This window comes from Extibacter sp. GGCC_0201 (genome assembly GCF_017566055.1).
In the GTDB taxonomy this organism is placed as follows: Bacteria; Bacillota; Clostridia; order Lachnospirales; family Lachnospiraceae; genus Extibacter.
Map to the genome: position 1 here is coordinate 29,570 of NZ_JABFCH010000010.1, position 18,360 is coordinate 47,929.

Here is an 18,360-nt window from a genome sequence, read left to right on the forward strand (position 1 = left end):
AGGTGCTATGTAATGGAATATCAACGAAAATTTAGATGGGCTAATTATGAAACACCAAAATGTAAAGTATACCTAAGAAATGACTTTTCTCATGAATGTGCATATTGCAAATTGCAGGAAAAAGAAGTTGGTTTTATTGATGCAAATTATTTTGAAATAGACCATTTTAGACCTCAGTCAGACGGGAATCAAGTATTTAATCCTCATTTATATAGTAATCTTTATTATGCATGTGAAAAATGCAATGGTGAAAAAAGTGATACTTGGAGCGAAATGTTACTTGATCCATGTAAAGAGGATGTCTTTTCTGGGGGTTGCCCTGCAATTGTTGATGGATATGATGCAGATTCATTGTATAAGTATACGGCACAAAATGATAAAGGTAGATATTATATTGATACGTTCAAATTAAATTCTAGATATCACATAAGAATTAGAAAACGAAGAATAAATAGAGAAAACAACATTCGTCAAATTGATGTATTAATAGACGAGATTTTACATAAGTTAGATAATAAGAAGGAACTTATAAATTTAGAACAATTGATTAAACAGCTGGATCAGTTGCGTTTAAGCAAAAAGAAAGAATTATCTAACCTATCAAGCGATGAAAACTTTGAGCTAGTAGAAAAATATCTTACCCTTAGAGGGATTAAAAATAGCATCGTATTTGAAGAGTACAATATGGACATTAAAATTAAAAGGGAAGAAATTAGTTACTATTGTGAACTCATTATTGATGAATCGGATAACGATAATGAAGTAAAACTCAAGTTTTTGGATACAGAAAAATTGAAAATATGGTTTACAAAACTAAGATATCAATTTGGAATGCTTTATTATTACTCTAAGTTGGACAAATTATATTTTTATCCTATATCAAAGTTGATAAATGAAAGCGATATTAATGGATTTGGAAGTAGAAAGCAAATCAAGTTAACAAAAGCAAATTTGATAGTTTAAAATTAAAAAAATTAATTCATGTAGGAAACTTCAACTTTGTTTATAAATGGGGTGAATTACATTATAAAGGGGTAAAAAATCATCAAAAGGGGTAAGAGGGGTAAAGTTCTAAATCAGCTACTTTATAACAAAACATATGGGTGAACCTTTTGCCATGTAGTATAAAAGATAACTTTCACCGCATGTGGAAACAGTAGTAATGATAGCTCGGAAACCTTGGCTTTATGGGTATTTGAGGTACACGGTAAATCACTAGTACCGTGCTAGTTTCCTTGCTCCATGAGATAATAACTCCAGAAAACTACAAGTTTTTTAAAGGAGTTATCGCCATGGATAAAATCACACATCAGGTCCGTGCAGAGCGCTGGACCAGGATCCTGAATGAATGTATGAACAGTGGGATGTCCAAAACCGCATGGTGCCGGGCAAATGGGATCCCTGAGAAGCAGTTCTTTTACTGGCAGCGCATCCTGCGAAGGGAAGCCTATGATGCATCTCAGAATCCATCATTACCTATAGTTGCAGAGACGGAACAGTTGTCTGCCGCTCAGAGGACGGTCTCTTTTGCTGAGATCAAGCTTCCTGCCGCGTCACCAGACGCGTCTTCCGTTTTCCGGCCGGATCTGGTGATCCGGAAAGGGAATCTTGTCCTGGAGATCTCGAATTCAGCCTCGTCAGAATTACTCTCCCGGGTAGGAGGGATCCTTCATGCTGAATAACGCATCTGGCTTTCAGAAGGTTTACATTGCCGCCGGTTATACGGATCTGCGGCGCGGGATTGACGGGTTGGCATCCATTTTGAAATTCAACTTCCAGTTGGAGCCATACGAAAAGGATACCCTCTTCCTGTTTTGTGGAAGGCGCAGCGATCGCATCAAAGGGCTCCTATGGGAAGGGGATGGATTCCTTCTCCTTTATAAAAGGCTGGAACTTGGCAGTTTCAGTTGGCCCCGCACAAAGGAAGAGGCACTGGAGATTACTCCGGAGCAATACCGGGCGCTGATGCAGGGACTGGAGATCGTATCCAGACACCCGATTCAGGAAGTTGAGCCCAGTGATCTTCTGTGAAGCGTTGTGCAAAACAGAGAAAATAAAAAACCTTTCCGTATCCACCGCTGCAGACGTGACGGAAGTTATCCACAGCCGGGTCTCATACCATTCATTCAATTAAGAGTACTTTACAGCCACAGGCTGCCGTGTGGATAAGTACTCTGAAAAACCGAAAAAACTCATAGTCTTTTCGGCTTTTCAGAGTGCTTATCCTTTGGTGAGAATGACGGACTCCCTTTTTGCCCGGTTCGCTTTTTCTTTTGGTTTGCGGTACAATAGTTCCAGTAAAACGAAGGAGCGCCGAACATGCAGAAGATCTACTCACCGGAAGAACTGAACAGTTTCAGCAAGGAAACACTCGTAGCAGTGATCCTGTCCATGCAGGATCAGCTCGCCCAGCTGAATACAAACATGGAACGTCTGATCGAGCAGATCGCATCTGCGAATAATCAACGCTATGGGCGCTCTTCTGAAAAGCTGGACGTCATCGCCGGACAGTTGGAACTGGAGCTCATCTTTAACGAAGCGGAAGCCCTGACCGAGACGCTTTATGTTGTTGAGCCTGCAGAAGAGGATGTGATCCAAGTCACGCGCCGGAAGAAGAACGGAAAACGCGAGGCGGATCTGAAGGGTCTTCCCGTGGAAGTGATCGCCCATACCCTTCCGGAAGAAAAGCTGCAGGAAATCTTTGGCCGTGCCAGCTGGAAACAGCTCCCGGATGAAGTCTATAAAAGAGTCCGGGTACAGCCGGCAGTCTACACGGTCGAAGAACACCATGTGGCCGTGTATGCCGGCAGGGACAATCAGACGATCGTCAAAGCGGACCGGCCAAAGGAACTGCTCCGTAACAGTATCCTGACACCTTCTCTTGCTGCAAGCATTATGAATGCCAAGTACGTAAACGGCCTCCCCTTATACCGGATCAGCCAGGAATTCCTGAGAGATGACATCCACATCTCCCGGCAGGTGGTGGCGAACTGGATGATTCAGTGTGCGGACCGGTATCTGGGACCACTTTATGATTACTTTCATAACAGGATGTACCGTTTCCATGTGCTTCAGGCAGATGAACCCCCGGTCAAGGTATCGAAGGATGGGCGTCCGGCAAACAGTAAGAGTTATATGTGGGTTTACCGGACTGGGAAGGGGTATGGGGATACCCCCATCATCCTGTATGAATACCAGAAGACCCGGAAAGCGGACCATCCGCGGGAATTCCTGAAAGGCTTCAAAGGCATCGTTGTCTGTGACGGTTATTCCGCTTACCGGAAGCTGGACCGGGAAACGGAGTCGATTGTTTTCGCCGGGTGCTGGACCCATGCGAGAAGATATTTCGCCGATGCTCTGAAGGCACTGCGGAAAAAGGGGAATCCAGCAGCCAAAGCCACGGTCGCCTATGAAGCAGTCAAGCGGATCAGCGCAATCTACCATCTGGATAACCAGCTGGCTGAACTGAAACCGGATGAGCGCAGAAAACAGCGTCAGATTAACCTCAAACCTCTGGTGGAGGCTTTCTTTGCGTGGGCAAAAGAGAGCCAGGCTTCAGGCCGCCTTACCAAAGGGAAAACATTGGAAGGGCTCAATTACTGTATCAACCAGGAAAAGGCATTAAAAGTATTCCTGGATGACGGCGAAGTCCCACTTGATAACAACGCAACGGAAGGGGCGCTGCGCAGCTTCTGTCTGCACAAACATGCATGGAAGCTGATGGATAGTATCGATGGCGCAAAATCCAGCGCGATCATCTACAGCATTACGGAAACAGTAAAGGCGAATAACCTGAATCCCTTCCGTTATCTGGAGCACGTCCTGAATGTGATGAAAGATCATCAGGAGGATACGGATTATGGTTTTATGGAAGAACTGCTTCCCTGGTCTGAGCAGCTGCCGGAAATCTGCCGAAGCAAAACAAAAACAACGAATGTGTAAACCGGCCGCCGGAAACGGCGGTCATAAAATGAGTTGGTACTCATGGTTTACCGTGTACTATTTGAGGGATTTTCAATGCAATATGGAATTGTATTTTTTAAAGAAATAGAGTGGGATAAGTTTTCGTTTGGGCGGGGATAGGGATAACGCGTGTGAGTTCAAAAATGAGGGTTTTGCTGGGCAAAAGAAACAATACGGGAAAATTCATATTATCTGGCAAAAGTAAATGATAAGAGGGCTATTAATATAGAGGATACAATTTAATTTAACACGCCTTGAAGGAGGGTATGCATTATGGCTAAAATTGACACAGCATATAGTTTGGAAATAAAAGATGTTATAGATGCTATAGAGGCGAATGAGTTATGGATAGAGGGCATTTTAAAAGATAAAAGATTATTCAAATGTATAGATGACAATTGTAATGCCAGAATTACTTGCAAGAATATGGATACATTTGCAGATAAGAGAAAAGTAAATCCACATTTTATTATGTCAGACAGAGAAAATATGCATAGTTCAACTTGTGAAATAAATAAGGAGCTTGAGGAAAAAAGAAGTAAAAAGAGGGAGAAAAAGGGGGGAAGAGCAAGTCAATATATTGGTAAAAAGGTATGTTTTCATATAGAACGTCCAAAGAGCCATAGGATTGTTGAATACAAAATTATTAATGATGAGAAAGGCAATGTGACAAATATTGAAGAAGAAAAGAAAAAAAACAGAGAAAATAGGAAAATGCATAATTCGAATTATTATTGGCTTAACTCGTTGATTTGGTATTATATTGATGCCTATAAAAAAGGTACAACTGAACAAGATACAGTAGAATTAGATTTTGGAGCAAATAAAAAATATACATATTCTTTAAATAGGCTTTTTAAGCGGATTAAAAATGAAAAGGAAGCAACTGATAGAGATGGGTATCATTATGTTTACTATGGAAAAGGAACGGTTTATCTCAGAACAGATGGAGGTTATGATTTAGTATTCTATGAAAAGTTTTTTGGCTCAGGGAGACGAGTAAAATGTATAGTAGAGAAAATAGTACTTGACACATGTGAGTATGGAAAATTAAATAAGACAAATGTTTTGAAAGCTGCCATAGGAAAAGAGAGATTTATTTATACTTTATCCTCAAAAAATATTAATAAGAAATATAATACAGTATTTTTAAATATTAAAAATTTGGATTGTATTGCTATTTCAGAAATTGATTTGGACAGCATTGGTAGAACGGAATATGATGAAGATTGATTTAATTGATAAATGAGAATTGATTTATGCTATAGAAATAAAATATGCAAAATATTCTTAAAGCTCATATTATAGTGTTCATTCACGATAAAGCATTTGAATGGGGATTGATTACAATTACACGAGATTTCCGATGCTGAAAAAGATGTTGGGATGGATGTTGGAACCAGAAAATGGGTTATAGCAATAGGGAGATACATCTTCCGAATAAATTTTAAGCCAGGGAAAAAACTTATTGAATACCACAATGAAGTAATATTTCAGGGGTGAGAACCACTACAAGTGGGTTTATTTTCAGATGAAAGCATATATAGATTATAATCCGAAAAAGGTATTAGAATGCAAACTTAAGCATAACACTATTGTGCCGAGAAGCCTACTTATGTGCATTTCTGAAACATATATTATATGGTATATAAGCGCGATATGAACTGAATACTTACAAATCAGAGATACACACCCCAATATCATCCTAACAGGAGACTCAAAACTTTGCAAAAACAGGAATTCACAAAACAGGATTTAACGCTCTTCAAAAATAAGATTGCCGGCTGGCAGGAAGCCTATATTGACAGGCTCAACAAGGAATATATTGAATTGCTAAGTGAAGATGCTAAGCCGTCAGTTAAGTTTTGGAAACTGGACGAGAGAATAAAGGAAGACAGGAAGAAAACTGGCGTTTTGTTGGAAATGAATCGGTCGCCCTTCTTTATAATATAATATCACTTATAAATGATGGGGCAATTACCTTTGACGACCTCGAAGGATTCAGCTATGAGCTTAAGGAATCGGTAAGTGCCCATGCTCAGAATTTTTAGCACATGCATTTCAGTATGGATAGGAGGACAGGATAGGGCAGATGCGTAGCGAGACGGACAAATACATTGCGGAAACACACATGCTTGATTATTCGGCTACTTCAATCCAACGCCTGATTGAATCTAGGAAGTGGAAGGAATTAGATACATTTGCATGTATAAAAGCCATTTATAACTATGTGAGAGATGAGATTCTTTTTGGATATAATGTTGATGACAATATCTCAGCATCTGAGGTACTGGCTGATGGATACGGCCAATGCAATACGAAGGGGACGTTATTTATGGCGCTTCTCAGGGCCTGCAATATCCCATGCAGAGTACATGGCTTTACGATTGATAAAGAGCTGCAAAAAGGTGCGATGACAGGCATCGTTTATAGAATGGCTCCTCAGAATGTATTCCACAGCTGGGTGGAAGTGTTATTGGACAATACATGGTATGAGCTGGAAGCATTTATTCTAGACAAGCCCTATCTCGTAAAACTGCAGCAGGCTAACAGCGATTGCACAGGTGCATTCTGCGGTTATGGTGTGGCAGTTAAGGATTTTAAGAATCCGGTCATTGAGTTCGACAGAAATAATACCTACATACAGAGCGAGGGCATCAATCAGGATTTTGGGATATATGATAATCCGGATAGCCTGCTAAAGGAGCATCACCAGGAAATGTCCCCGATAAAGGCATTTGCATACAGACATATCGGAAGGCATCTGATGAACAGGAACGTAAAGAAAATCAGGAACTGACGAGTGAAGTCATGTTATAGAGGTAATATGCAATATGAACATCAGGAGTGCAGTAAAATCAGATATTGAAAATATATCAAACTATGATAAACATGTCAGTAAAGAAGAACTGGATTCTATAGTATCTCTGAATCGGGTAATTATAGCAGAAGACAGGGGGAAATTTATTGGCTGGTTACGATGGAGCCTGTTCTGGGACAATACGCCATTTATGAATATGTTGTTTATACTGGAACAGTATCGCGGCTGCGGGCTTGGAACAGCAATGACGGCTTATTGGGAGAAGCAGATGAAATCAGCTGGCTATGAATTGGTTATGACCTCTTCTCTGTCGAGTGAAACGGCGCAGCACTTTTATCGCAGATTGAATTATGTGGATTCCGGTTCGCTCCTGCTGCCCGGCGAGCCCTTGGAGATTTTCTTTGTAAAGAAGATATTGTAGCGTCAGATTACAAGGGCACGCACGGTTTTGAACTGTCATTTTATGATTTTGCTACGTTATCCTCACTCAGCGTGCATTCAGCACGCTTCAATCGTCTACCTTGCAGAATCATAAAATGGCAATTCAAAACTCTATGACCTCGTCTGTAGCTTTTAGCTTATTTGCAAGGCAACGGAATGAGACGTACTGGACGTACGCTGATTGACGTTAACACCGCAAATACGCTAAAAACTACAGTGCGAGGCGTGTGTGCCCTTGTAAACTGACGTTGGCATCAGTTTATAGTTCAGAGCCGCGAAAGCCGTAAGAAAGATTGATAAGCTGTGACTTATATGATTCGGTCACGGCCTATCACTCTGTGCACGCCAACGATTGAAAACGACGAATAGCGAACGGTCCCCATGTTGGCGTGAGAGGTGATTGGCAGAGAGAAAATCAATCAAACGGATGAAGAACCACTTTAATCGCTTCACCGGTCCTGGTAAGCCTTATTCCCTCGTTAATCTGCTCCAGAGGAAGAACATGCGTCACGAATTTCTCAGTAGGAAAACTGGGTGATATTGCCAGCTGGAATGCACGCTTGGACTGGCTGTAAGAAGCACCGAAATGTCCTTTGATCCATATGTTATTATAATGGATCAGGTTACAGTCGAGCTCTGTCATAGAACCTTTTGGTACGCCGCCGAAGAATACTACCAGTCCTCCTTTGCGGACCATATGGATACTCTGTGTCTGCGTTGCATTGGCTGGTGTAGCGGAGATGACCTTGTCAGCGCCTCTGCCATTGGTCAGTGATTTGACCGCTTCGATGGGGTCTTCCTTCAGGCTGTTGATGGTAACGTCCACGCCAAATTGCTTCGCCATCTCCAGACGGTTGTCATTGATATCAATCATGATGACTTTCTGTGCACCACGGATTTTAGATAGCTGGGCCATAAAGCAGCCGATGGGGCCTGCGCCGATAATAACAAGAGTGTCGGGGAAACTAACATCCACATTTTCAAGACATGCGAATACAGAAGTCAGAGGCTCGCCAAGGCTGGCCGCTTCAAAGGATACATCGTCTGGTATCTCGTAGATGCCCCCGCGGCGGATCTTCTCACCGGATACAGCAGCATATTGTGCAAAGCCGCCGGTTCCTGCTAATTTTGCGACCGCTGTGTCAGAGCAGTTTTCACTGTGCCCGCTGATACATTCATCACATTCCATGCAGTAGGTCCCAGGGAACAGGAAGAGCCTGTCCCCGACAGAATATTTCGTCTGTTCGTTTCCGATTTCATCTACAAGCCCTACAATCTCGTGTCCATAGATAAATGGATAATCCCCCTTTCTGGAGTCTGTCGTAAGATTTCGGATGTCTGACCCACATAATCCAACAGCCATGATTTTAAGAAGAAGCCCGTCTTTTGGGTATATTGGTTTTTCGGTTTCCTCTACGCGGATATCATCTGGTCCATACATAAGAGCCGCTTTCATTTTCATCTTTTATGTCTCCTTTCGTTTTCTGCCTCCAGTATAAAGTGTTTCGGAAAACATATCGAATGCTCATTTTCCTATTAGAAGAGGCAAAAGCAGTTTTGAGGGAGAAAGCCACATTTGTTACTCTTGTGATACATGGAAGAATTACAGAACGAAAGGACAAGCGTGGAGGAAAACTAATGAGTAGTGCAGATAATTATGTATTAGGAATGGATTGTGGAACGACCAATATCAAAGCGATCATACTGGGGGATGACGGGACTGTAGCGGCATCGGCGAGCAAGGCCAGTACATTTATACTGCCGGGGCCTGATATGCAGGAACAGGATGCAGATAGCTGGTGGGAGAACACGAAAGAGATTTTTCAGTCTCTTACCAGCCAGGTGGATGAAAGCGTCGTAAGAAAAATCAGGGGTATTTCCATCAGCTCTCATACAGTCAGCATGCTTCCGGTGGATGACAAGGGATGTCCTCTCAGAAATGCATTGACTTATCAGGATGGCCGTTCGGCCGATCATCTGCGTTATATCGTGGATACGATCGGATTGGAACATTTTGTTCAGATTGTAGGAGGGCAGCCATCCGTGGCATTCCTTCCTAATAAGATTCTGTGGTTTAAAGAGAACGAGCCGAAGCTCTTTGCAAAGACGAGCAAGTTCGTGCAGGCCAGTTCTTATATCAATTATAAGCTGACAGGAAGAATGACATCGGATATTGACCAGGCGACCCGGACACAGTGCTTAGATATCCGGACGATGAGCTGGTCCAAAGAAATCGGAGATGTCATTGGAGTCGATCTGGATGAAATGATGCCGGAATTAAAGCTGGTAGATGAAATCATCGGCTTCGTCACAGAAGAAGCAGCCAAAGAGACCGGCCTGCGGGAAGGGATACCGGTCATCGCCGGATGCAGTGATGCGATGGCTTCTGTATATGCCCTGGGTATGAGCAGGCTTGGGGAGATGGGAGAATCTTCCGGTACGACATCATTGGTGTTCGCAGGCTGTGACAGAAAAAGTGCTTCGGATATCCCGGTTGTTACAAGACCTTGTGCAATTGACGGAATGCCCTGGATTTTTGATGCGCCGATTCAGACAAGCGGCGCCGCGCTGAAATGGTTTATCGAGACACTGGCAGGGGAAGAGCGGATAGAGGCTGAGAAAAAGGGGAAAAATATATACGCATATCTGAATGAGTTGGCATTGGAATCAAAGGCCGGGGCCAATGGCTTATTTTTCTTCCCGTATCTGCTGGGAGAACGGGCACCCTTGTGGAACGATTATGCCAGAGGCATGTTCATCGGTTTGGGGATGGACACGACCCGGGCGGATTTGACCCGGGCCGTATTGGAGGGAACAGCTTTTGCACTCCGTCATGTAGTGGAAACTGTGAAAGAAGCGGGAGCTTCTGCAGAATGTCTGCGTATATGCGGTGGAGGGGCTAAGAGCAGGACCTGGTGCCAGATCAAGGCATCGATGCTGCATATGCCTGTTCATGTACTGGATGACAGATCAGGAGATGTTCCCGTCGGGGATGCGCTGCTCGTGGGGCGCAAAGTGGGTGTGTTCCCGGATCTGACAGAAGCGGCTGAAAAGATTATAAAAGCAAAAGAGATTATCGAACCGGTAAAAGAGTGGGAAGAAGCATATGACCAGCTATATCCTTACTATGTAGAGATGTACCGGCATCTGGACCAGGATTTGAAACAATTAAAAAAGACAGTCAGCCAATTATAGGCTCGCTGTCCTTCCATATGACCCTGATTTTATTCCGCGTCATCCAGTGACATAAGGGAATCGAAATCAGGGTTTGTCGTTCTCTTGTAGGATAAATAACTTGCACCGACACGCATGGTGTTCAGAAGATTGATGATCTCCTTGATGGACAGAAATTCATCATCTGCATCGGCGGTCAGCCAGGTGCTGGCAGAAAGGAAATGAAGTTCAAGGAAAATCTTTACGAAATGCTCTCTGAGTGCATCATGAGGCATGCCATCTTCATCCATCATATGGTTGATATAGTCTGTAAGAGTCACTTTGATTCTTTTCACGAAATAGGTATCTCCATTTTTGCGGTCCAGCATCCTTGCCATCGGCTTGCGGAACTTCTTGCAGAAACGAAACCATTGCCGCAGCGCCTCTGGAGGCGTATAGTCGAACTTCTCCTCAAAGAGTTCCGGAGGCGTGTGGGTACGGGCGTGGCTTTTGATAAGCACAGCACGGCGCTCAAGGTCCTCTAGCATCGGCCTTTCGATTTCTTCCATCAGATTATAGATATCATCAAAGTACTGATAGAATGTTCCACGGGTGATTTCTGCCTTGCTGCAGATTTCCTTGACAGATATCTTATCCCACTTTTTTTCTGGAATCATATCGAGGTAACAATCTATAATTTTCTCACGGGTTTTTGAAGCCTTGCTGATTTTTGCGGGTTTGGCTGTTTTGATATCCGGAGTAGACATAGAGTCCCCTTTCTTTGTGAAAAAAGAATAAATAAAAGATACATTTTTTGAAAAAGTGTATGAATTGAACAAAAAAAATAAAAGTGTTCTATTCTTTCTGGATATTATTTTGTAAGATGATTATATCAAAAATATCCCAGGGAAATTATAGCACAGAGAACAGCAGATGTTCAATAGGTGCACTTTTTATTTTTGAAAACGGATCCGAAATTCAATTTTGAATACGAAAGGATAAAGTAGAGCATGGACACAAAAACGAAAAGAGGATATGGAAAAGGCTGGCTGCTGATTCTATATGCATTTTTAGGATATTTCACGGCGACAGCAGTTGGAAGCGCAATGAATGCTGCATCTGGAACTTTGGCAGACTTAAGAGGATGGAATGCAGCCGTACTTACAAGTTTGATATCATTAGGCAGCATTGCTAATATCGTAGCAGGTTTTGTACTTGGCAAATTATCTTCTAAGTATTCCGCTAAAAAATTAAGCTTAATCTGCTTTGGAATCTATGTAGCCGTGATGCTAGGCTTAGGAGCAACATCAAACTTTATGGTATTTGCCATCTGCCTGATTCTTGCAAACGGGATTTCAAGTGGTATTGGCTACCAGCTGTCACCGGTATTGATTTCAAGATGGTTCCCGAAGAGAAAAGGTATGATCATGGGACTTGTAACTATGGGTATTCCGCTCTGCTCAGGCGTGGCTACGATGATCTATCAGGCAGGATATGGAGCCATGGGCTCTATTGGAGGATTCCTCCCGTTTATCATTATTGCAGTCGCGGCAGCAATCATCTTGATTGTATTTCTCTCAGATAATCCTGCAGACAGAGGATTCGCACCTGATAATGGCATCAAAGTAGAAGGAGCTAAGGAAGAAGCGGTGAACAAAGACAGCATATGGACAACTTCCAAATTGCTTCGCACGCCACAGGTATGGGTTCATGGCATCACATTAGGCACACAGCTGTTATTTGCGTCAGGCCTTATGGTGCAATTGTTCCCAAGACTTCTGGAGATTGGCTTTGATGAAGGGACAGCGAGCATGATGATGCTTGCATCAGGTCTGCTGGCACTCCCTGGGTCTTACCTCTGTGGAGTCCTGGATTCCAAGATCGGGGCACGTAAGGCGGCCTATTCCTCATTCATATTCGGAATCCTGGCAATGGTGCTTAACTTAACCGGAACAACAGCCGGCGTGTGGATTTCTCTCGTATGTATCGGTATGGTTGTGGGAGGGGCTGCTAACTGGCCTGCATCCCTCTGCATCGAAGAGTTTGGAGACAGCTTTGCCAATGGATATGGAATTATCCAGCCGATCATACAGGTAGTCGGCGCTATCGGACCTGCTTTCTTCGCGGCATTCTATGGAATTACAGGAAGCTACCGCATTCCATATATCTGTGGAGCGGTATTGATGCTGGTGGGCCTGGTTTGCTTCAAGCTGTTTGCAAAAGAAGGATTTGTGAAAGCAGAAGAGGAAAAGTGCGCAGCGAAATAAGAATTTGGCGGCGGCAGATAATCGTAGATCTAGTGGAAGGCAAAGCGTAGGCGAGGGACAACTGTCCCTCGCCTCCTTTTCTGGCTTTCGGCATCCTGTATACCAACCCCACATCAAAAAACTTACATTTCCTCTCCGTCTGGCCACGTTTGATTTCAATTTACTGGCTCCCTAATGTTTCCCCGAGAAGAACTCTAATAATTCAGCCCTGGTACGCTCTTTTCGGAAATAGTCCAGGTTGTCATGGTCTACATAGATCTCCTGCAGCAATTTCAGCAGCAGAGGCTCATCGGAAGGGGCGAAACAGGCCATGATGATGACACGTATCTTGCTGGAATTCCAAAGGATCCGGTGCCTTAATGTGGCAACAGAAAGCTGTGTTTTCTTCGCCGGCACCAAAGAATAGAGAAACAGTGCACCCGGTTGAAAGCCATAAGTGTAAGTCGATTCTCTTCTTAGCATATCTTCCGTGAACTTCTGTGATACCAGCCCATCCTGAATAAAATCATCAGACATGGATTCGATGATGGAGAACTGGCTGGCTTCGCTTATGTTCTCATGCCAATATGCATCAGGCAAAAGGCTTGATAAGGATTGGGCCTGATTCTTAAACAGGAATTTGAGGCAAGTATCAGACACGAGTTTCTGGATCCGTATATAGTCCTCCGGAAGCATGTCGGGAGAAATACGCAAAACCTGTGTGGCTGGATTGTCCGTAATCTGCTTCTTGACGGTAGTCAGTACCAGATCCGTATTTCGGAAATTATGGGCACTTCTCGCATTTACCGGCAGGAGAGCGGTGATGTTCAGGTAATTGCCAAAAGCCCCAAGCGTCTTTTGCTTGATTGCCCAAATAGCGGTCAGATTCAAGTGGCAGCAGATGACCGTACGTATGCGGTTCTCCGGGTGGTTGGCCCAGTACCCTTCGATAGCTCCGGAGATGCACAGAGCCAGATAAAGCAGCTCTGTCTCATCTAAATAGTAGCCCAGGTATTTTAAAGCAATTGGCTGTATGAGATACGCGATCTCGGATTCCATCAGAAGATTCCGGCGGAGAAGATTGGCATTACCCTGGGCATTCAAGATATGGCCGGGCATTCTCAAGTAGCGCAGATACTGTATCAGCGTAATATAAAAATCTTCGTCTGTGGAGAAATCGATATGGAAAATGGAATCGATCCGCTTCAGATAGCAGTCTGTCATTTCAATCAGGAGGGAATCGAAGTGGCTCGCCACAGTATGAAACGTCAATTCCTCTGCATTTAAAAGATGGCTGTTACACAAATGCTGATAAATGGCATCCTTTTCCTGGTCAGGAAACACACAGGAAAAAGCTTCTTCCATAGAGTCAAAGATATCCTTGCATAAGGAGGAGATCGTATCGTCTTTATCGGTCGGTGAAGGAGCTTCGGCCAGTACATGACCGGACAGCATACGGTAGTACATAATCGCGAGTGACAGGTTCAGGGTAACCAGATTCGCATCCTCGATCTGGAAATGATGATGGTATAACTGTCTGGCCGTTATCTGCATGATCAGATCCATAATCTCTGCATCCAGGAACTGGTAGCTGTAGTATGCATTTCCCGTGGCATTATAATCCCAGTCACTCTGGAACAGCCGGTTCAGAATGGCACGGCGTTTGGACTCGTCAGGTTCAAATTCCCAGGTGTCGTCAACGTGGATCAACTTGATATAAGGGTCGGAAAGCACATAGAGCCGTTTTAAAGTTGCGATATCATTGCTTAACGTGGTTTTGCTCACATACATCTCATCTTCCAGATCATATTGATCCAAAGGCACATCTGACAGGCATAATTGAAACGTCAGATAGCGGATACGGTCTTCTCTTGTCAAGAACAGATCATCCGTTTTGAACTGTTCCAGAAAGGACGGCAAATCCGGGCACTCCAAAAGATACCCCTTGCTTCGCTCTGCCGATATCCTTGCCCCGCAGGTGGTAAGCGCATGGTTGATTTCCACAATGTCACTCCGGATAGTACGGGGAGAGACGCCAAGCTGTTTGGCCAGGGCTTTCCCTGTGACATGTGAGGTCTGGTTCTGTATGAGATTGAGCAGCTTGCGCTGCCTTAAAGACAAAGTAATCGTATCCATATAGCGCTCCTTTTTCTGATGTATTACAAATTTATTCTAGCAGAAACCATTTCCTCTTTAAAGAGGAAAAAGCGGATTTGAGACAGAGCGCGAAAATAGTTACCATTGCATTAGGAACAAAATGACAGGATAAAGGAGAAAGAAACATGGCATTTGATTTTTTTGTAAAGAGTGATATTACATTTGGCAGGAATTCTGTAAACGAGCTGCCGAGGCTCATAAAAGGGTACAAGGCTAAAAAGGTAATGCTTGTCTATGATGCAGGCGTGAAATTCGCGGGTATTGCAGATACCGTGCTACATAGCTTGAACGAGGCAGATGTGGAAATCGTGATTTTTGATAAAGTTATCCCGAATCCGACGAACGAGATTGTTGAAAAGGCAGCCGTAATAGCCAAGGAAGAAGAGGTGGATGCCTTTGTGGCTGTCGGAGGAGGCAGCAGTATAGATCTTGCAAAAGCAATTGACGTCTTGATGACCAATCCCGGGCCGATCGGACGATATGGCGGAATCGGCATGGTGGAACATGACTTGCTGCCGCTCATCGCAATTCCGACTACAGCCGGAACTTCCAGCGAGATTACCAATGTCAGCGCCCTGATTGATACGGAAAAGGTCATCAAATATGTCGTTATCGATAATAAGCTGGTGCCCTCCAAGGTCATCATCGATCCGGAATTCACCAAGACGATGCCTGCATCCGTAACCGCTTCTACCGGCATGGATGCAATCACACATGCAGTGGAAAGCTATATCTCCAATATGGCGACCCCTCTGACTGAATACAATTCCCTGCAGGGACTGAAAATCATCTATCACAACCTGCCAAGAGCAGTGAAAGACGGTTCGGACATGGAGGCGAGGGAGCAGATGATGCTAGGATGTGTCATCACGGGATTCGGGTTCTCGAATGCCAACCTTGGGCTGGTACATGGAATCGCCCATACCTTGAGCGCCCATTTCCAACTGGCACACGGAATGGCAAATGCAACGGTGCTTCCTTATGTGATGGCTTTTAATGCCGAGAGCTGTCCCGAGAAAATGGTGGAGCTTGCAAAGGCAATGGATCTGCCGGTTACCGGCGATATAGAGTCGGATAAATATCTTCTTTCTGAGGAACTTCTGAAACTGACGAAAGAGTTGGGCATAAAGACATTATCCGAGCAGGGCATTACGGAGGAAGATTTTGAGATGGTTGCAGACGATGTCCTGAATGAGCCTGTCCTCTCATTCAACCCAAGACAGAATGTTACGAAAGACGATGTCCTGGCTATTTTAAAGAAAGCGTATTGATCAGATAGAAAGGAATACAGACATTGAATAACACACAGAAAACGAAAATCATTCTTGCGATTGTAGCAATTTCATTCATACAGGGTCTGCAATACTGCGTCTCGCCGGTATTGGGACAGATACAGGAGCATTATCCGGATATCAATGTATCACTGGTACAGATGCTGATTACCGCACCGGCATTGCTTTCCATGATCGTTGCATTAATCTCCGGCGGCTTAGTGGTGAAGATCAGTAAGAAAAAATTGCTTCTATTTGCAGCACTTGTGGCCGGCGTCACAGGATTCCTGCCGTATCTTGCAGACAGCTTCTGGCTGCTGTTCATCTCAAGGACACTGTACGGAATCGCGCTGGGGCTGGCCTGCACCTTGAATACGGCTGTCGTAGCGGAGTTCTTTGAAGGGGATGAGCGTGTATCCGTCATGGGGATACAGGCGGCAAGCATCGGCGTCGGGATGGTCATCATCACCACGTTAGGCGGAAGGTTAGGAAGCCTTGGTTTTACTTATTCTTATCTTACGAATATCATAGGATTTCTTTCTTTTCTTGTCCTTGCGGCTATGCTTCCGGATACCGGAGCTTCCAAAGTCACTCAGACAGAAAAGATACGCTTGAATAAGCGGGTGTTCCAGGTTGCATTTCTTGGGTTTTTGGAATTCTTGTTCTTGATTACATTTACAACGAATATCGCAATGCACATAAGCGGTGCGCTTGCGGGAGATAGTTCCGTATCAGGGATCCTGACCGGTGTCTTTTCCGGGGCTCAGATCGTGATGGGACTGGTGCTCGGATATGTTACGAAGGTGACCGGGAACGCGACACTTCCGGTAGCGATGCTGAGCTTCGTGGCAGGAGCGGCCCTTTTGATCCTGTTTCCGTCTAACCTGCCAATCCTCCTGGCCGCAGCGGTTCTCTGCGGATTTTCCCAGGGGATGTTCATTCCACAGGCGATGGTGGACGTCGCGAATGCCGTAAGACCGGTTGCCACAGCCATGGCTTCTGCCTGCTTTACCTGTGCCATGTGCTTTGGGCAGTTGGTATCACCGAGTGTCCTGAATGCCATATCGCGGTTCATTTACGGCAAAGTAAGCACTTCCAATGTATATACGATTGCAGGAATCGGAATGGCAGCCTCAGCGGCAGCCGGATTCTTGATCATGAAGACACCAGGGTCAAAAAGTCCTGCGTTTCATGACACCATGGAAAAGCAGAGCTTGGAACCCGCAAAACATAAGAAAGTGGAGGAGATACAATGAAAAAAACAGTAGCATTATGCACATCCATTCCGGAAAAGCAGATGGAGATGATCAAGGAACAGTGCGACATCACAATCTGCGGAGAATTAAAGCACGGCAAAGGAAACGTCACTGAGGACATGACCCGGGAAGAATGCATGGGACATGAGATCGTAGTGTTAGGTGATGAGTATGCAGGGGCAGACACTATAAAAGCCTGGGCCAAATCCGGAATGAAATTCATGGGAGTTGCAAAAGGAACACCTGCGACGGTTGATTATGATGCCATTCAGGATGCGGGACTAGAGCTGTCCTACACACCGGGAAGAAACCGTGTGGCGGTGGCGGAATTCAACATGGGGCTTATGATTGCAGCCGCACGTAACCTGACGCTTAGCTGTACCGGACTTTCTAAAGGCGAGCATACAGGCCCGGCCAAGGAGAATATCTACGATGTACCGGATGTAAAGAACGTGACGTTCGGACCATTGGATGAGAACCATCCATTTACAGATTATGGCATTGGCTTTGAATTGTATGGGAAGAAGCTTGGTATCGCAGGATATGGTGCCATCGGACGCGAAGTAGCCGTAAGGGCAAGGGCATTTGGAATGGAAATCTTAGGATACGACCCATACATGCCGGCTGAGAAAATCGAAGCAGACGGAGCAAGGGCGGTGGACCTTGATACCATGTTAGCGGAAAGTGACATGGTCAGCATCCATCTTCCGGTTCTTCCGTCTACGAAAGCAATCGTGAACAAAGACTGGTTTTCTAAGATGAAGCCGACGGCTTATCTGATCAATACTGCAAGAGCCGCGGTCATCCATCAGCAGGATCTGGTAGAGGCGCTTCAGAATCAGGAAATCGGCGGAGCTGCTATCGACGTTTATTGGGAAGAGCCGGTACCGGCCAACCACCCTTTGCTCTCTATGAGGAATGTCGTATGCACCCCACATATGGCAGGACTTACAACGGACGTTGACAACTGGTCAGGAACCATGATGGGGGACGAAGTGCTTGCATACTTGAAGGATGAGCCAAGAAAATATATTTGGAAGGTAAGGAAATAA

General features: G+C 44.5%; 16 protein-coding genes. 13 read left to right on the forward strand and 3 right to left on the reverse strand.

Going from position 1 to position 18,360, the window contains the following annotated elements; all coding sequences use genetic code 11:
* Positions 1–12 precede the first annotated feature (12 nt).
* The 8 genes from HJV72_RS08645 to HJV72_RS08680 all read left to right on the forward strand — a co-directional run bounded on the left by HJV72_RS08645 (position 13) and on the right by HJV72_RS08680 (position 7,205).
* Positions 13–963 carry an HNH endonuclease gene (locus HJV72_RS08645; RefSeq protein WP_208070283.1) on the forward strand — a complete coding sequence of 317 codons (951 nt, stop codon included), beginning with the start codon at positions 13–15 and terminating at the stop codon, positions 961–963.
* Positions 964–1,292: 329 nt separating this feature from the next.
* Positions 1,293–1,682, forward strand: a complete 390-nt coding sequence (gene tnpA / locus HJV72_RS08650) for an IS66 family insertion sequence element accessory protein TnpA (RefSeq protein WP_208070284.1) — start codon at positions 1,293–1,295, stop codon at positions 1,680–1,682.
* Positions 1,672–2,031, forward strand: coding sequence for an IS66 family insertion sequence element accessory protein TnpB (gene tnpB, locus HJV72_RS08655; RefSeq protein WP_208070287.1), 360 nt, complete (start codon positions 1,672–1,674; stop codon positions 2,029–2,031). Before tnpA ends, tnpB begins: the two co-directional genes overlap by 11 nt.
* Positions 2,032–2,319: 288 nt before the next feature.
* On the forward strand, positions 2,320–3,942 hold the full coding sequence (gene tnpC, locus HJV72_RS08660) for an IS66 family transposase (RefSeq protein WP_208070289.1): 1,623 nt from the start codon (positions 2,320–2,322) through the stop codon (positions 3,940–3,942).
* Positions 3,943–4,236: 294 nt separating this feature from the next.
* Positions 4,237–5,196 (forward strand): hypothetical protein, encoded by a 960-nt coding sequence (locus tag HJV72_RS08665; protein WP_208070291.1) that lies wholly within the window; start codon positions 4,237–4,239, stop codon positions 5,194–5,196.
* 492 nt (positions 5,197–5,688) lie between these two features.
* Positions 5,689–5,916: a hypothetical protein gene (locus tag HJV72_RS08670; RefSeq protein ID WP_243765588.1), complete on the forward strand. Its 228-nt coding sequence runs from the start codon at positions 5,689–5,691 to the stop codon at positions 5,914–5,916.
* 139 nt (positions 5,917–6,055) lie between these two features.
* Positions 6,056–6,763: a transglutaminase-like domain-containing protein gene (locus HJV72_RS08675; protein WP_243765589.1), complete on the forward strand. Its 708-nt coding sequence runs from the start codon at positions 6,056–6,058 to the stop codon at positions 6,761–6,763.
* Between the two features lie 34 nt (positions 6,764–6,797).
* Entirely contained in the window at positions 6,798–7,205 is a 408-nt protein-coding gene (locus tag HJV72_RS08680) for a GNAT family N-acetyltransferase (RefSeq protein WP_208070293.1), read from the forward strand.
* A gap of 435 nt (positions 7,206–7,640) precedes the next feature.
* Here HJV72_RS08680 and HJV72_RS20325 read toward each other — a convergent pair whose 3' ends face one another.
* Positions 7,641–8,687, reverse strand: a complete 1,047-nt coding sequence (locus HJV72_RS20325; protein WP_243765590.1) for a zinc-binding dehydrogenase — start codon at positions 8,685–8,687, stop codon at positions 7,641–7,643.
* A gap of 176 nt (positions 8,688–8,863) precedes the next feature.
* On the opposite strand from HJV72_RS20325, the gene HJV72_RS08690 reads away from it, so the two are divergent.
* The gene (locus HJV72_RS08690; RefSeq protein WP_208070295.1) at positions 8,864–10,420 is read left to right on the forward strand and encodes a xylulokinase; all 1,557 of its coding nucleotides are present in this window, start codon (positions 8,864–8,866) and stop codon (positions 10,418–10,420) included.
* Between the two features lie 29 nt (positions 10,421–10,449).
* Here HJV72_RS08690 and HJV72_RS08695 read toward each other — a convergent pair whose 3' ends face one another.
* Entirely contained in the window at positions 10,450–11,055 is a 606-nt protein-coding gene (locus HJV72_RS08695) for a TetR/AcrR family transcriptional regulator (protein ID WP_243765591.1), read from the reverse strand.
* A 333-nt stretch (positions 11,056–11,388) separates the two neighbouring features.
* Between HJV72_RS08695 and HJV72_RS08700 the strand changes: the two genes are divergently transcribed.
* Positions 11,389–12,645, forward strand: coding sequence for an MFS transporter (locus tag HJV72_RS08700; protein WP_066578164.1), 1,257 nt, complete (start codon positions 11,389–11,391; stop codon positions 12,643–12,645).
* 171 nt (positions 12,646–12,816) lie between these two features.
* Here the strand turns inward: HJV72_RS08700 and HJV72_RS08705 are convergent, their stop codons facing one another.
* Entirely contained in the window at positions 12,817–14,760 is a 1,944-nt protein-coding gene (locus HJV72_RS08705) for a BglG family transcription antiterminator (RefSeq protein ID WP_208070299.1), read from the reverse strand.
* Between the two features lie 146 nt (positions 14,761–14,906).
* On the opposite strand from HJV72_RS08705, the gene HJV72_RS08710 reads away from it, so the two are divergent.
* From HJV72_RS08710 to HJV72_RS08720, 3 genes are read left to right on the forward strand one after another with little or no spacing between them, the layout of a single operon-like run.
* Complete coding sequence (locus HJV72_RS08710; protein ID WP_117771001.1) at positions 14,907–16,052, forward strand: iron-containing alcohol dehydrogenase family protein; 1,146 nt, start codon at positions 14,907–14,909, stop codon at positions 16,050–16,052.
* Between the two features lie 23 nt (positions 16,053–16,075).
* Positions 16,076–17,308 (forward strand): MFS transporter, encoded by a 1,233-nt coding sequence (locus HJV72_RS08715; RefSeq protein WP_117771002.1) that lies wholly within the window; start codon positions 16,076–16,078, stop codon positions 17,306–17,308.
* Positions 17,305–18,360 (forward strand): NAD(P)-dependent oxidoreductase, encoded by a 1,056-nt coding sequence (locus tag HJV72_RS08720; RefSeq protein WP_208070301.1) that lies wholly within the window; start codon positions 17,305–17,307, stop codon positions 18,358–18,360. The genes HJV72_RS08715 and HJV72_RS08720 overlap by 4 nt, the downstream gene beginning before the upstream one ends.

What these genes read in the sequence shown, in the direction of transcription:
- HJV72_RS08700 (WP_066578164.1), top strand. Translation starts at nt 11,389, where the DNA reads ATGGACACAAAAACGAAAAGAGGATATGGAAAAGGCTGGCTGCTGATT.
- HJV72_RS08695 (WP_243765591.1), bottom strand. Translation starts at nt 11,055, where the DNA reads ATGATTCCAGAAAAAAAGTGGGATAAGATATCTGTCAAGGAAATCTGC.
- tnpC (WP_208070289.1), top strand. Translation starts at nt 2,320, where the DNA reads ATGCAGAAGATCTACTCACCGGAAGAACTGAACAGTTTCAGCAAGGAA.
- HJV72_RS08645 (WP_208070283.1), top strand. Translation starts at nt 13, where the DNA reads ATGGAATATCAACGAAAATTTAGATGGGCTAATTATGAAACACCAAAA.
- HJV72_RS08680 (WP_208070293.1), top strand. Translation starts at nt 6,798, where the DNA reads ATGAACATCAGGAGTGCAGTAAAATCAGATATTGAAAATATATCAAAC.
- HJV72_RS08720 (WP_208070301.1), top strand. Translation starts at nt 17,305, where the DNA reads ATGAAAAAAACAGTAGCATTATGCACATCCATTCCGGAAAAGCAGATG.
- HJV72_RS08675 (WP_243765589.1), top strand. Translation starts at nt 6,056, where the DNA reads ATGCGTAGCGAGACGGACAAATACATTGCGGAAACACACATGCTTGAT.
- HJV72_RS08710 (WP_117771001.1), top strand. Translation starts at nt 14,907, where the DNA reads ATGGCATTTGATTTTTTTGTAAAGAGTGATATTACATTTGGCAGGAAT.
- HJV72_RS08665 (WP_208070291.1), top strand. Translation starts at nt 4,237, where the DNA reads ATGGCTAAAATTGACACAGCATATAGTTTGGAAATAAAAGATGTTATA.
- tnpB (WP_208070287.1), top strand. Translation starts at nt 1,672, where the DNA reads ATGCTGAATAACGCATCTGGCTTTCAGAAGGTTTACATTGCCGCCGGT.
- HJV72_RS08705 (WP_208070299.1), bottom strand. Translation starts at nt 14,760, where the DNA reads ATGGATACGATTACTTTGTCTTTAAGGCAGCGCAAGCTGCTCAATCTC.
- HJV72_RS20325 (WP_243765590.1), bottom strand. Translation starts at nt 8,687, where the DNA reads ATGAAAATGAAAGCGGCTCTTATGTATGGACCAGATGATATCCGCGTA.
- tnpA (WP_208070284.1), top strand. Translation starts at nt 1,293, where the DNA reads ATGGATAAAATCACACATCAGGTCCGTGCAGAGCGCTGGACCAGGATC.
- HJV72_RS08690 (WP_208070295.1), top strand. Translation starts at nt 8,864, where the DNA reads ATGAGTAGTGCAGATAATTATGTATTAGGAATGGATTGTGGAACGACC.